Origin of the sequence: Citrobacter sp. Cf072 (assembly GCF_030334485.1) — a bacterium.
GTDB classification, from domain to species: Bacteria; Pseudomonadota; Gammaproteobacteria; order Enterobacterales; family Enterobacteriaceae; genus Citrobacter; species Citrobacter freundii.
In genome coordinates, this window is record NZ_JAOWDX010000045.1 from 99,966 (window position 1) to 115,529 (window position 15,564).

Here is a 15,564-nt window from a genome sequence, read left to right on the forward strand (position 1 = left end):
TATGGCCCGAAGGGCGCGCTTTGTTATCTTGCTTGTTCTATTCGTTTCTGGTGCAGTTATTGCCGGGGACAATATTGTTGCGCCTGCAGCAACCAATAACATAAGTGAGTCTACGTTGCCCGATCTCGGCAGTGAGTCGGTACTAAAAGAACAGCATAATAACGAAGAACAATCCATTAAAGAGAAAGGTGCCGACTATTTTATTAACTCTGCGACACAAGGCTTTGAAAACCTGACGCCTGACGCGTTGAAATCACAGGCGCAAAGCTATTTGCAAAATCAAATTACCTCCTCCACGCAATCGTATATAGAAGGGTTAATGTCACCGTACGGAAAAGTACGGACCAGTTTATCTGTTGGCGAAGGTGGCGATCTTGATGGTAGCTCTCTCGACTATTTTGTTCCCTTATACGATAACCAATATACATTGATTTTTAGCCAAGTCTCCGCGCAGCGTAAAGAGGACCGGACCATTGGAAATATCGGTTTTGGCTTGCGTCAAAATGTGGGGGATTGGTTACTCGGCGGCAACGCTTTTTATGACTACGATTTTAGCCGTGGGCACCGTCGCTTAGGTTTGGGCACTGAGGCATGGACAGATTATCTGAAGCTCTCTGGCAACTATTACCATCCACTTTCTGACTGGAAAGAGTCTGAGGATTTCGAGTTTTATGAAGAGCGCCCTGCCCGGGGATGGGATATTCGGGCTGAAAGCTGGCTGTCATTTTATCCACAGATCGGTGGGAAATTAGTCTACGAGCAGTACTATGGCGATGAAGTGGCATTATTTGGTACCGACAATTTACAAAAAAATCCCCATGCGGTAACCGTTGGTCTCAATTACATGCCTGTGCCGATGGTCACGTTGGGTGCAGATTACAAAGCCGGTACCGGAGATAATGCCGACCTTAGCATCAACGCAACCGTCACTTATCAGTTAGGTACGCCCCTGGCGGCTCAGCTTGATCCGGAAAACGTAAAAATTCAGCGATCTTTAATGGGCAGTCGTACCGATTTTGTCGAGCGTAATAATTTTATCGTTCTTGAATACCGTGAAAAAGATCCCCTTGATGTTGCGTTATGGCTCAAAGCCGATGCGACCAATGTCCATCCTGAATGCGTAATTGAAGACACGCCTGAGTCTGCGGTGGGACTGGAGAAATGTAAGTGGACGATCAATGCGCTTGTCTCTCATCACTACAAAATCATCTCCGCCTCCTGGCAGGCAAAAAATAATGCCAATCGCACATTAGTGATGCCAGTAGTAAAAGCTGATGCCCTCACTGAAGGGAATAATAACCGCTGGAATCTGGTCCTCCCTGCGTGGGTTAATGCGGATACAGAAGCACAGCGTACAGAGTTAAATACCTGGAAAGTGCGCATGACCCTGGAAGATGAAAAGGGGAATAAGCAAAACTCGGGTGCTGTGGAAATTACCGTCCAGCAGGATCGTAAAATCGAATTGATTGTCGATAACGTCGCCGACGCCGATCGTACCGATCATAGCCATGAGGCCAGCGCTTTGGCGGATGGCGTCGATGGTGTTGTGATGGACCTGGTGCTGACCGATTCATTTGGGGATACGACCGATCGTAACGGTAAAGTGCTGGTGGATGAGGCTATGGCGCCTGAACTCTATGACAGCAATGACAAAAAGGTGTCGCTTTCTTCCACCGCTTGTACCGCCGAATTGCCCTGCGTCTTCATTGCCAGCCGTGACAAAAAGGCGGGAACCGTCACGCTCTCCAGTACGCTTCCTGGTACGTTTCGCTGGAAAGCGAAGGAAGACGCCTACGGCGACAGTAACTATGTTGACGTGACGTTTACCGGTGATGCGTTTGATGCGTTGAATGCGCTCATTTATCAAATGAAAACATCTTCTCCCGTTAATTTGAGCGGCAAACAAGATAGGCATCCTGTCGTTAATAATACCTATCGATTTGTACTGTGGCGTGATGCCAATAAAGACGGCGTTTTCCAGATGTCAGAACAACTGGCAGAAGATGAAATGGCGCTTTATGACTATCAATGGGAATTTACCGGGCAAAGCGTGACGGGAAATACCGGAGCACAAGCCAATACCCGCAATGAAGATCTGGTGTTGCCAGCAACAAATAGAGAGGCTGCGCAAAAATTCGCTGCTCATGAGCAGGATGGTATTCAGGGCTATGGCATACGCGTGGTGTATAGCCAGAAATAGTGTCAGCGTAGTGGCTGACCAGCCAGTCGCTGAATGTTGAAGAAAAAGGAGAGTCTTGATGCAATTAGTATTAAAACGGCGGCTGACGAAGGTCGCACTGGCGTTGGCTGTGGCAGGGTATTGTGCTGTGCCTGCAGTCGCGGCTAATGGGAATCTGAAAGCCGGTCAGTGGCAAAGCGCGACAGAAAGTACCGGTACTATTCAAGGGACTATCCCGTGGATTACACGGGCTGCAGATAAAACGGCGGAAACGGATAAAGCACATGTCACGGTGACGATTGACCGTGGTAGTCGAACCGTGGCAACTGAAGGTGACCGGCAGTTTCACGCGGGCGACAAAGTGAAGGTCAACTGGGCTATCGGCGATACGGAAGGTGACCTGGATGCGGATAACACGGCGACCAAAGCGACTGTGCAGTGGATGAGCTATAGCGATCAGAATGGCGGCGATGCACAAGAGATAGGTACAAAAGGCAGCGACACCTATGAAATTCAGGCTGCGGATGCCGATCGCTACATCGGTATTAAAATTACGCCTACCACAACTACCGGCGATCCGAATGTTGCCACAGAATTGCTGCTAAACGATCTGTCGACCAACGCTGGCGGTGGTTCTGACGATGATGACATTCCGGAAGGTCCGGTGGTCGATGAAAATGTCCACGTCGTCATCTACGAGGCGGGTACAACAACCAATCTGTTGGGCACGAGCACCAAACTTAAAACCAACACCACCTATAAAGTGCTGCTGTGGAAAGATAAAAACGCCAGTCGCTCTTACGATGCAGGTGAAGAAGTTACCAGTGATTACAACTACCGCTGGAAATTCACCGGTAACAGTCTGCAGTTGGGCACTGTGGGTGGGATTGTCAACGCTACCTACAACAATAGCGATCTGGTTATTCCGCTTACCAACGCCGAAGCGAAGGCTGCCTTCGATTATGCCGATGGCGTTACCCTCGGCAACGATGGCGTCCAGGGATATGGCTTGTCTATCGACTACCAACGTAAATAAAACCGTGCAAGACCGCTTCCTTAGGGAGCGGTTTTTCCGCGCCCTTTGTTTAGCTCGGGGTTAAGCAAAGTGTGTTGAAACGCGAACACAGAATAAATGGGTAGTGACTGCTCAAGGATGGGGGATCTGGCAGGTGAATAAAGTTTATCGCTCTTTACTGGCGTTAGCTCTGTTAATGGGTGCAGTGCCGGTACTTTCTGCACTAAAAAGTGGGGCATGGCAGGAGTTGCGCACAGCTACGGATGCGATAAACGGCACCCCGCCGACGGCGGACAGCGCGTTCGTTCCGGTTTATCAGGGCAGCGTTGTGCTCTCTCCCGGTGAAGCGCACGCTGTGGCCTTCAGCGCGATGCCCCGCGACTTCAGCGTTGACGATTCAGCCAGCGCACTGCAGCTGGCTAATCCGCTCGATACCGAGGGCGATCTGTTCGCCATACCGCCGCTGCGCTGGGAAAGCGAACAGACGCCCGCTATCAGTTTAGTCTGGGCAGATGCCGCCACACCGGATGAACCGCTTAACCCGCAGCCGGTCGCCAATAAAACGTTCTGTGCGCAGAATATGGCCGGCGGGCATTACGTGGTCTGGCCACAACTGGAAGATAGCAGTGCGCTACCCGCGCTTTACCTCATTACGTCGACGGGAACACCGAACAGCAATACGGTTGCTTTAACCGAACAAAAAGTGGCGATTGACGTAGCTACCGCCGTGGGCGAGCCACTGTCACTCAGCGCCGTGCCGATGGACGACACGTTAAAAGCAGCCAAGGTCAAAGCAGGGGAAAGTATCACGCTGACCGTTACCACCCGCGATTGCGCCGGTAACGTGGTGGGCAATACCGCATTTATTATTACCCGCAGCGATGCGCTTAACCGCCAGAACATCGTCAACAATAATGCACCGGTACACGTTGGTGATACGGAACTGACCACCACGGCGACGGAATACCACGGTGTTACGGGCGCTGACGGCAAAGCGACAGTGACCGTCACCCAGGCAAACGGTCCCGGCGTAAAAACTACCCTGACGGTGATGCCGGCAAACAATACGGCGCTAAAAGACAGCGTCGATGTCATTTTCACCACCCTGACCAGCCCGGACAGCGACAAAGCGGCGATGTGGGGGCATATGGAAGAAAGCGCTACGGCAAACGTCGATGGCGTCATCTATACCTTCACGCGTCCAAAACTGGCGGCGGAAACCAGTGGCACTAGTGCTACTTTTGCTGCCAGCAATGAAAGCTGGGCGCAGTTTACCTGGGATAGCGCGGATAACCACTGTGCCATTTTGCCGGATGCCGAACAGCTGGTGGCGCTGCGGGCCGCCCACAGCACCGCGACGGCCTATCCCGGTTGGCCAATTGATACCTACTGGTCGTCCACGAAAGATCAGCTCGATATTTACCACTACGCCACCAGTATGGGGAGCGGGGCGGTGATACGAGAAAGCAACAGTACGGCTTTACTGGTGAGCTGCGTGGATAAAGCGCTGCCTTTAGCGTATCCACAAATCACGCTTTCTCCCGATGCGCCATACAAGGCGGAAGTCGGCGAGACGATTGATGTGATAGCCAGCGTGGTTGACCGGAATACCAATAAACCGTTGCCTTATCGCTATCTTGAACTGTTTGTCGACCCCGCCTCTAACCGTAAAGGGGAGCATAAAGATGAGTGGGATAATCTGCGGGTCGTTGTCCGTAGTGATGATATGCGTGCATCGTCCCCGGAACACTATACCGGGGTAACGGACGCGAACGGTCAGGTACATTTGTCGTTAAGTCATGACAATGGGATAGGGGTAGAAACGCCGATCCGCATTGTGATGGCGGATGATGAAGGCGCAAGCATCACGTTCCCCTTTAATGTGATTTTTACGGTGATAACCAGCCCGGACGTTGACGGGGCGAATATGTATGGCCATATGCAACGGGGTATTGTGGAGAAGGGTAATCTCTACAAGCGTCCGCTATTGGCGTTCGAAACAAGTCATAAAACCGGTCAGCAAAGTGAAAATAGCGAAGAATGGGCCACCTTCGATTCTCTGATCTCTGCCACGAATCAGTGCGGCGCAGGTCAGGTCCCCGACACGGGTTCTCTTGAAACGCTCTACAGCGCACATCCTGATAATAAAATCCTGACAGAACACGGCTGGCCGACGGTGTCTGATGCTTATATGGCCGATGATGCCACGCAGATGGCGTACTTTAATCTGGACGATGGTAGCAAGGGGGTCGGTGGCTCAGCCCACTATCTGACCTGTTCAGCCAATGAAATGGTGGCTCAACTGAGTGTCTATTTCAATGACGATGTTTCGTTACGCCTGCCCGTCGCCAAAACAGGCGAGCAAATCAAAATGAACGTCCATTCGCAAAATGCGTTGAACGGAGCAACGATAGCGAATGTGAAGTTTTCAGTCACCATGGGGCTCGGCAAAAATCGCAGCGGGATGACCACCGGCTTTACTGACCCAAGTAAGGGGGAATTGCTATTTGACAGCGTTGCCTATGGCGCGGGTACATCTTCAATGACGTATGAGGGGATGACGGATGCGAACGGTGACGCGCAAATTATTCTTGAGCAGCCACGCGGCGTGGGGTTAATCACACAGCTAAGCGTAGTACCGATTGATTCACTGCTAAACTCGCCTATCTCGCGTAGCGTGAAGTTTACCGTTCCGACAAGCCCGGATACGCCAAAAGCCCATATGTGGGGGCATATGGCGGACGTCATAACCGTGGATAATCTCACGTTTGAACGCCCGAAACTGGCGGCAGAGTCAGGGGCAACCCGAACCCAGGATGAAGCGAATGAAACCTGGGCTCGCCTCACACATGCCGATGCGCTGGGAAATACCGCAGCCGGGGGATGTGCGCTTAATCGTCTGCCACGTATCGACCAGCTTACCACTTTGTACAATGCCAACAATGACGGCGAGATACATACGGTTGCCGGATGGCCTGTGGGGCTGGACTACTGGTCCGTCACGTACGCCAGCCAGTCCAGCTGGCAACAGATATCGTTGTCGGGTGGTGAGGTGACGGCGGGGGGCGATGTTTCGGATTACGTCAGTTGCCTGACCAGCGATAACCCGGCGGCGGCGTCCATCACCATTGAACCGGTGGATGCGTCGCAGTGGTATGACAACAACGTTAATAGTGTACATGCGGTAAGAGTGAAGAAAGGCGAGACGCTACAACTGAAGGTCACGGTGAAAGACGCCAATGGAAACCCTGTGCCGCAAGCGCCTTTTGTCATGAGCCGTGGTGATGGTTTTACCCGACAGAATGTTAAACATGCCGCTGGCAGCGGTGATGGTATTGTGTCGCCGGTGGTCATTGACGGCGAATCTGTTAACGACACGGCGACGAAAATCGGCGGCCTGACGGGCGTGGACGGCAGCAAAATCATCAATGTGACCCGCCCGGATACGCATGGCACTAAAGTGGCGATAACGGCGGCGCTGTACGGCAATGCCAGCGTGAGTGCCAGCCTCGACACCATCTTTACGGTGGTCACCAGCCCCGACTCGGACAAGGCGACGCTGTGGGGGCATATGACGGACACGCTGACGGCGGCAGACGGTACGAGCTACCACCGGCCGCTGCTGTACGCGGAGCTGAGTAATACCCTCAATGTGATGAGTTATACGGAAGATAACGAGGCGTGGTCCCGGTTTTACGGCCCTGATGGCCGCAAAAACAATGCGGAGATGTGCGCGGCCGGGTATTACCCTGCCATCGACGCTCTGGACGCGCTTTATCGCCAATACCCGGACAGAAGCATCAAGACGGCACAGGGCTGGCCGATAGACTACTCCTATTGGAGTGGTAGCTATGTGAGTAAGTTTTCTTCTGAAGCGCCCATCGATTTTTATGTCGTCGATCTGGATGATGGCAGCCATCATTCGGTGTCGGCGACGGATACCAGCGCCATGCAGTACCAGATTTGTACGAGTACGGGGGCAGCACAGGCAACGATGATCGCGCTGACCTCGACGGTGGCAATAGACGAAACCGCGCAGGCGGTGAAAGTGAAGACGGGTGAAAGAGTGCCGTTAACGATCACCACCACGGATGCTGCCGGTAACCCGGTAGGGAACGCAGTGTTTACCCTGACGCGAGACCGAGGTTCGATACGCGGCAGCAGTGCGCTTACTTCCTGGACCATACCAACCATGGAGCTGGTGCTGACCGGACAGGCGCCGCAGACCTGGCTTTATAACGGCACCTATTATGGGGTCACCGGCTCGGACGGCACGCTGTCTCTTGATGTAGGTGAAGATACTGGGCCGGGGTTGAAAACGGTGTTGAACGCCAGCTTGTATAAAACCCCAGCGGCAACCTCTTCGCTGTCGACAGTGTTTACCGTACTCACCAGTCCAGACAGCAGTAAAGCCCAGATGTGGGGGCATATGCCGGAGACTTTCACCGCCAGCAACGGCGCGGAATTTATGCGCCCAAGGCTGAGGTATGAGCTGAATTCAACCACGGATACGGAGTCGGTCATACAAAACAATGAAATGTGGTACACGGTGAAAAATGTGAATAGCGGGCGCGGGGCCTGCACGATGAACCAAATGCCGACGGCGGCCGATTTAACGTCGCTGTATAACGATCACCCGGATAGCGCATTAACCGCTGATTACGGTCTTCCGATGATCGCCTCGTATGGGTGGTGGGCGGGTGATAAGACGCTAAGCGGGCAAACGTCTTTATATCAATACATTAATTTTCGTAATGGTGTCATGAACACAACGACATCTTCGTCCCCGACCAACGTAACGCAGTTGTGTCTGACGGCAAAACGTGAGTATGCCATTACGCTTGACTCCTCCACTCTATGGAATGAGACGTACGCAAGCTTCATGAGTAAGAAAGGTGAAACGTTACCGCTAACGGTTAGCGTAAAAAATGCTGCCGGCATCCCACAGGCTAATACCGTGGTGGTGGTGGGGCGTTCTTCATCGACCACGCGCGCCAGTACGGTGATAACAAACAACCCGGCTTACATGACCTTGACGCCCGTTACGCCTGAGGGGAGTGCGACGAGTTTCAATTCCGGTTCGTCGAAATGGTATGGGATGACGGATGCTGATGGTAAAGCGCAATTGACGTTAGCGCAGGACAATTCGAGCGGCCTGAAAACGACGGTAACCGCCACGGTGGAGGGAGACAGTTTATCCACGGTGAGTAAAAACGTGATCTTTTCCGTTCTCACCAGCCCGGACAGCGATAAGGCTGCCATGTGGGGCCATATGCCGGAAACGGTGACGAACAGCGCTGGCGTCACATTCCATCGCCCTTATCTTGCTGCGGAGACGTCGGGTTATACTTCCAGCGTTGCCAGTAGCAATGAACGCTGGCCGTTGAGGTTGCAATCTACCACGCTGACGACCGGGAAGTCCGACTGTGATGAGGCGTATCAGCCTTTATTAAGCGATCTGCAAACATTGTATGCAGATAATCCCAGCGGAGCGTTGTTTGAACGTTATGGTTGGCCGGTGAATGAAAAATGGTTCTGGTTTGCGGTAGATCGCGCGGCGAATACCGGGAACTATCAGTCTATGCGGCTGGATGTGGGGAACGTATCGTCAAGCAGTTCTGCGAGTAATACAGGGGCGCAGGTTTGCCTGGTCGACCCGCATTCACCGGTACCTGCGACGATTGAACGGACTTCCAGTATTGCCCTCGATAGGTAAGCGATGCGGTGAAAGTCAAAAAAGGCGAAGAGATCCCGCTCACCGTCACCATGAAAGACAGCAGCGGCAATCCGTCTGCGAAACCAGCAGCGATGGCGTAGTCTTTAAGCGACCACTGTTGATGAATGAAGCGCCGTCGCATGATAACACCTTTGGTCCTATCGCTATGGGTGATGAAATCTGGACGCTGTTTAACCATGACGGTGCGGGGCTGGCGAGTAAATCGGGTTGCCCCGAAAACTATCAGCCGACATTGAGTGAGTTGCAAAAGCTGTATAGTGACTACCCTGGCAGTCAGATAGGGGAACGGTTTGCCTGGCGAACCCGCACGTTTCCACTGCGATGATGACGCTATCTCCCCCGCGATAGAACGAATAGACAGACGGCAGCGGGCTACTTAGCTTTTGGCTGGCGCTTTTTCCCGGCAGCCGTTACCGTTTTTATCTCGCTTTCCACCCAGCCGTCGTTCAGTCGGGTGGTGAGCAGGTCGCCGGGTCTGGCCTGTTTGGTTTTCTTTAGCACTGTGCCATCGCTTGTTGTCGTGACGCTATAGCCGCGCGCTAACGTTGCCAGTGGGCTGACGGCTTCCAGATGGGTGACCGCGTTGCCGAAACGCTCGCGCTGCTCGCTTAGCCGCGCGCGGATATTTTCCGCCAGTCGATATTCCAGTTGCTGCACCCGTGACTGCGCGCGATGAATGCGCGGCTGTGGGTTCTGCTGGTTCAGCCGCTGCAGCATGCGCTGCTGACGCTGATTGGCCTGTTTAATTTTATTCTCAAGTGCGAAGTTCATTCTCTGACGCAGTCGTTCCAGCACGGTCTGCTGGCGGGCCAGACGCAGCTGCGGATGCTGCTGTTGCAAGCGGTGATTAAGCTGGGTAAATCGGCGAGTTCGGTTGGCGAGATAGTAATCCATCGCCATTTCCAGACGTTGCTGACCATGCTGAATTTGACGCAGCAGTTCAAGCTGATTGCGGCTGACAATTTCTGCGGCCGCCGACGGCGTTGGCGCGCGCAGGTCGCCGACAAAATCGGCAATGGTCACATCGGTTTCATGGCCGACGGCACTCACCACCGGAATTCTGCTCGCAAATATCGCCCGTGCTACGCGCTCGTCGTTAAAGCTCCACAAATCTTCCAGCGAGCCGCCGCCGCGCCCGACGATTAATACGTCACACTCGCCACGGGCGTTTGCCAGCTCAATTGCGCGAACGATCTGCCCCGGTGCATCGTCGCCCTGGACAGCGGTTGGATAGATAATAACGGGCAGGGAAGGGTCGCGGCGTTTCAATACATGGAGAATATCGTGTAGCGCTGCCCCGGTTTTCGAGGTGATCACCCCGACGCAGTGGGCCGGTGAGGGCAGCGGTTTTTTGTGCTGCTGATCGAACAGCCCTTCAGCCTGCAGTTTGGCCTTCAGTTGCTCATACTTCTGTTGCAACAGACCTTCACCCGCAGGCTGCATACTCTCAACAATTATCTGGTAGTCCCCACGCGGTTCATACAATGTAATGTTGGCGCGCACCAGCACCTGTTGCCCGTGCTGCGGGCGGAACGTTACCCGGCGGTTGCTGTTGCGAAACATCGCGCAGCGAACCTGAGCGGTGTCATCTTTGAGCGTGAAGTACCAATGACCCGAGGACGGCTGAGTGAAATTGGAGATTTCACCGCTGATCCACACTTGCCCCATTTCCTGCTCAAGCAGCAAACGAACCGTCTGATTCAGGCGGCTTACGGTAAAAATTGAGGTGGTCTGAGAGGATAACATGTGAGCGGGATCAAATTCTAAATCAGCAGGTTATTCAGTCGAAAGTAACATGCTCACAGAGGAGCGCAAGGTTTTTTTGCAAAAAAGTGTGGATGCAATCGGTTACGCTCTGTATAATGCCGCGGCAATATTTAATAACCTCCCAGGTGAGATATTGCCCATGCTACGTATCGCAAAAGAAGCCCTGACGTTTGACGACGTCCTCCTCGTTCCCGCTCATTCTACCGTTCTGCCGAATACTGCTGACCTCAGCACCCAGTTGACGAAAACCATTCGCCTGAACATTCCTATGCTCTCCGCAGCAATGGACACCGTGACGGAAGCGCGCCTGGCAATTGCCCTGGCCCAGGAAGGCGGCATCGGTTTTATCCACAAAAACATGTCCATCGAGCGCCAGGCTGAAGAAGTTCGCCGCGTGAAAAAACACGAATCTGGCGTGGTAACTGACCCACAGACCGTACTGCCAACCACTACTCTGCGCGAAGTGAAAGAACTGACCGAGCGTAACGGCTTTGCAGGCTACCCGGTGGTGACTGAAGATAACGAACTAGTCGGTATCATCACCGGCCGTGACGTGCGTTTTGTGACTGACCTGAACCAGCCGGTTAGCGTATATATGACGCCAAAAGAGCGTCTGGTGACCGTTCGTGAAGGCGAAGCGCGCGATGTCGTTTTTGCCAAAATGCACGAAAAACGCGTTGAGAAAGCGCTGGTTGTTGATGACAGCTTCCATCTGCTCGGTATGATCACCGTAAAAGATTTCCAGAAAGCTGAACGTAAACCTAACGCCTGTAAAGACGAGCATGGTCGTCTGCGCGTTGGTGCAGCTGTAGGCGCAGGTGCTGGTAACGAAGAGCGTGTTGACGCGCTGGTTGCCGCGGGCGTTGACGTACTGCTGATTGACTCCTCTCACGGCCACTCTGAAGGCGTACTGCAGCGTATTCGTGAAACTCGCGCTAAATATCCTGATCTGCAGATTATCGGCGGTAACGTTGCTACGGGCGCAGGTGCTCGCGCGTTGGCTGAAGCTGGCTGCAGCGCTGTTAAAGTGGGTATCGGCCCTGGCTCCATCTGTACTACCCGTATCGTGACCGGCGTCGGTGTTCCGCAGATCACCGCCGTTTCTGATGCCGTTGAAGCGTTGGAAGGCACCGGTATTCCAGTTATCGCCGATGGCGGTATTCGTTTCTCCGGCGACATCGCTAAAGCGATTGCCGCTGGTGCTGCCGCAGTGATGGTTGGTTCCATGCTGGCGGGTACTGAAGAATCCCCGGGCGAAATCGAACTGTACCAGGGCCGTTCTTACAAATCTTACCGCGGTATGGGTTCTCTGGGCGCGATGTCCAAAGGGTCTTCTGACCGTTACTTCCAGAGCGATAACGCCGCTGACAAACTGGTCCCGGAAGGTATCGAAGGCCGCGTAGCCTATAAAGGCCGCCTGAAAGAGATCATTCACCAGCAGATGGGCGGCCTGCGCTCCTGTATGGGGCTGACCGGCTGTGGTACTATCGACGCGCTGCGAACGAAAGCAGAGTTTGTACGCATCAGCGGTGCGGGTATTCAGGAAAGTCACGTTCACGATGTGACCATCACCAAAGAGTCCCCTAACTACCGCATGGGCTCCTGATAAGTTTCCGCGCCCGGCTATATGCCGGGCGAATTTGTTTCACTTGCCTCGGAATTAGCGTCAATGACAGACAATATTCATAAACATCGCATTCTCATCCTCGATTTCGGCTCGCAGTACACTCAGTTGGTTGCACGTCGCGTACGTGAACTGGGCGTCTACTGTGAACTGTGGGCATGGGATGTTACGGAAGCACAAATTCGCGAATTCAACCCAAGCGGCATTATCCTTTCCGGTGGCCCGGAAAGTACCACCGAAGAAAACAGCCCGCGTGCGCCGGAATACGTTTTCAATGCGGGCGTGCCGGTGTTCGGCGTGTGCTACGGCATGCAGACCATGGCAATGCAGCTCGGTGGTCATGTTGAAGGTTCTAACGAACGTGAATTCGGCTATGCGCAGGTTGAAGTGCAGACCGACAGCGCGCTTGTCCGCGGTATTGAAGACTCCCTGACCGCAGACGGCAAACCGTTGCTGGATGTGTGGATGAGCCACGGCGACAAAGTGACTGCCATTCCGGAAGGTTTCGTGACTGTTGCCAGCACCGACAGCTGCCCGTTTGCTATCATGGCGCACGAAGAAAAACGCTTCTACGGCGTGCAGTTCCACCCGGAAGTTACCCACACCCGTCAGGGCATGCGCATGCTGGAGCGTTTTGTGCGCGATATCTGCCAGTGTGAAGCGCTGTGGACGCCGGCAAAAATTATCGATGACGCCGTTGCCCGCATTCGTGAGCAGGTTGGCAATGACAAAGTTATCCTCGGTCTGTCCGGTGGCGTTGACTCCTCTGTGACTGCGATGCTGCTGCACCGTGCAATCGGAAAAAACCTGACCTGCGTGTTCGTCGACAACGGTCTGCTGCGCCTGAACGAAGCCCAGCAGGTAATGGATATGTTTGGTGACCATTTCGGCCTGAACATCGTTCACGTTGAAGGCGAACAGCGTTTCCTCGACGCGCTGAAAGGCGAGAACGATCCTGAAGCGAAACGTAAGATCATCGGCCGCGTATTCGTTGAAGTGTTCGACGAAGAAGCGCTGAAGCTGGAAGACGTTAAGTGGCTGGCACAGGGAACTATCTATCCGGACGTGATCGAATCCGCGGCATCTGCCACCGGTAAAGCGCACGTTATCAAATCTCACCACAACGTGGGCGGTTTGCCGAAAGAGATGAAGATGGGTCTGGTTGAGCCGCTGCGTGAGCTGTTCAAAGACGAAGTGCGTAAGATTGGTCTGGAGCTGGGCCTGCCGTACGACATGCTGTACCGTCACCCGTTCCCGGGACCGGGGCTGGGGGTACGTGTGCTTGGCGAAGTGAAGAAAGAGTACTGCGACCTGCTGCGTCGCGCGGATGCTATCTTCATTGAAGAACTGCACAAAGCTGACCTGTACAACAAAGTCAGCCAGGCGTTCACCGTGTTCCTGCCGGTACGTTCCGTTGGCGTCATGGGCGATGGCCGTAAGTACGACTGGGTTGTTTCCCTGCGTGCAGTAGAAACCATCGACTTTATGACCGCGCACTGGGCGCACCTGCCGTATGATTTCTTAGGCCGCGTCTCTAACCGCATCATTAACGAAGTGAACGGCATTTCCCGCGTCGTTTATGATATCAGCGGTAAGCCACCGGCTACCATTGAGTGGGAATAATAGCCCTTTCTGTTAGCGGTTTCTGAACCGGTAATATGTAAAAGAACCCTCTTTTATAGAGGGTTTTTTATTGCGCTCATACCGAAGCGCTGTGAATTAATCAACCAACTGTAGCTGGGGTTGAGATTGGGGGGCTACGTTCTCAACGCGAATATCCATCTGCGGATACGGCAGGGAGATATGGTTGGCGTCCAGGGCTTCTTTAATGTTTTCCAGCAAATCGTAATAGGTATTCCAGTATTCGATGTTGGGCACCCATACGCGGACGTAAAAATTCAATGCTGAAGCGCCCAGTTCGCCCAGACGAACGGTTACCCCACGTTGCTTATCGATGCGGGTATCCTGATCGATAATATGGTTAATCACGCGCTTAACGTCAGCTATCCGGCTCTGATAGCCGACGCCAATCACCAGATCGATACGGCGGAAAGGGTGGCGGGAATAGTTAATGATATTGTCAGCGATGATCTTACCGTTTGGAATGACCACTTCTTTGCTGTCGGCGGTGAGCAGGGTGGTGGAGAAAATATGCACCTTTTCCACCGTTCCGGTGACTGCCCCAATTTGTACCACTTCTCCGGCGCGGAATGGACGCAGGGAGACCAATAGTACGCCAGCGGCAAAGTTGGAAAGCGATCCTTGTAGCGCGAGTCCAATGGCCAACCCGGCGGCACCAATGACGGCAATAATGGAGGATGTTTCGATACCGACGCGACCCAATGCGGCAACAACGGCAAAGGCGAGGGTAATGTAACGTACCAGCGCGGTGAAGAACTGGATAATGGTTCGGTCAACTTTACGTTTTAAAAGTAATTTTTCCAGACCACTGGAGATCAGGCGAGAGACAAATTTACCGACAAACAGTAAAATTACGGCGGCAACGATATTCCAGCCGAATTGAATAACCGCATCGCTGTGTCCAGCGATCCATTCAAGACCGCTGCTTATTTTCGGAAATAATGAAAAACCACTCATGGTATTACCCTGTAGAATTTAAAATGGTAATGATTCAAATAAGCATTTAATTTCATACATAATATTAATGCTTTCACCTGTGATATTTTCTGGTGATATTAATTGGCGTCTATTTGAACACAGTGTGTCTTTTTATACCCAGTAAATCGGAACGTAAAAATGAGCGCGAATGGTGCAGTGAAGTGAGATTAAAAGATTGTGAATTTGTGCGAAAAACACGGTCTGTTATCGGATAACTCCGTGCGTGTGGTGGGTAATGCAGCGTATTGTTTCATCACTCAAATCCCTTACCGGATGGTTAAATGTCAGGCGATTAGCCATCCGGTAAGGAATCTTAATGCTGAGATATTACAGGTGCGAGCGATCAGCGCGCGTCGGTTTGAGCAGGAGATGCCTGTTGCGGCTGGGTGATCTGCTGAGAGTCTTTTTTGTTCTGGTGGTGGTGCCACGCACCTATAGCGGAGTAGACGAAGCGTCCGAAGAAGAAGAGAAAGCTGATAAGCAGTACGATCCGGATCATGCGACTATTAAATCGGTGTCGTTTGCGTAGGCTGGTAACCTGGCTCACAAAAGGTTCCTTGTAGTGTACCCAACTGAGGGCGATACTCACATTAAGGCATACTGTGAGGCAATGGTCAATTTTT

The 15,564-nt window shown here is 53.0% G+C and carries 9 protein-coding genes; 6 read left to right on the forward strand and 3 right to left on the reverse strand.

Translation table 11 applies throughout. The annotated features are described in order from the left end of the window. Position 1: 1 nt before the first annotated feature. The 4 genes from sinH (at position 2) to OGX66_RS12880 (ending at position 9,256) form a co-directional block, all read left to right on the forward strand. Positions 2-2,200, forward strand: coding sequence for an intimin-like inverse autotransporter SinH (sinH, locus tag OGX66_RS12865; protein WP_136345771.1), 2,199 nt, complete (start codon positions 2-4; stop codon positions 2,198-2,200). 58 nt (positions 2,201-2,258) lie between these two features. Continuing rightward, positions 2,259-3,215, forward strand: coding sequence for a SinI family autotransporter-associated protein (locus OGX66_RS12870; protein WP_003838469.1), 957 nt, complete (start codon positions 2,259-2,261; stop codon positions 3,213-3,215). Between the two features lie 133 nt (positions 3,216-3,348). Further along, the gene (locus tag OGX66_RS12875) at positions 3,349-8,910 is read left to right on the forward strand and encodes an adhesion domain-containing protein (RefSeq protein ID WP_239509511.1); all 5,562 of its coding nucleotides are present in this window, start codon (positions 3,349-3,351) and stop codon (positions 8,908-8,910) included. Positions 8,911-9,031: 121 nt separating this feature from the next. Next, complete coding sequence (locus tag OGX66_RS12880) at positions 9,032-9,256, forward strand: adhesion domain-containing protein (RefSeq protein WP_232481242.1); 225 nt, start codon at positions 9,032-9,034, stop codon at positions 9,254-9,256. Positions 9,257-9,303: 47 nt separating this feature from the next. Here OGX66_RS12880 and xseA read toward each other — a convergent pair whose 3' ends face one another. Continuing rightward, positions 9,304-10,677 (reverse strand): exodeoxyribonuclease VII large subunit, encoded by a 1,374-nt coding sequence (gene xseA, locus OGX66_RS12885; RefSeq protein ID WP_088903186.1) that lies wholly within the window; start codon positions 10,675-10,677, stop codon positions 9,304-9,306. 160 nt (positions 10,678-10,837) lie between these two features. Between xseA and guaB the strand changes: the two genes are divergently transcribed. Beyond that, positions 10,838-12,304, forward strand: a complete 1,467-nt coding sequence (guaB, locus tag OGX66_RS12890; RefSeq protein WP_003037756.1) for an IMP dehydrogenase — start codon at positions 10,838-10,840, stop codon at positions 12,302-12,304. A gap of 63 nt (positions 12,305-12,367) precedes the next feature. Further along, on the forward strand, positions 12,368-13,945 hold the full coding sequence (guaA, locus tag OGX66_RS12895) for a glutamine-hydrolyzing GMP synthase (protein WP_003037760.1): 1,578 nt from the start codon (positions 12,368-12,370) through the stop codon (positions 13,943-13,945). 96 nt (positions 13,946-14,041) lie between these two features. Here guaA and mscS read toward each other — a convergent pair whose 3' ends face one another. Next, entirely contained in the window at positions 14,042-14,920 is an 879-nt protein-coding gene (gene mscS / locus OGX66_RS12900) for a small-conductance mechanosensitive channel MscS (RefSeq protein WP_003838477.1), read from the reverse strand. A 364-nt stretch (positions 14,921-15,284) separates the two neighbouring features. After that, the gene (locus OGX66_RS12905; protein WP_049002457.1) at positions 15,285-15,488 is read right to left on the reverse strand and encodes a YfgG family protein; all 204 of its coding nucleotides are present in this window, start codon (positions 15,486-15,488) and stop codon (positions 15,285-15,287) included. Positions 15,489-15,564 lie beyond the last annotated feature (76 nt).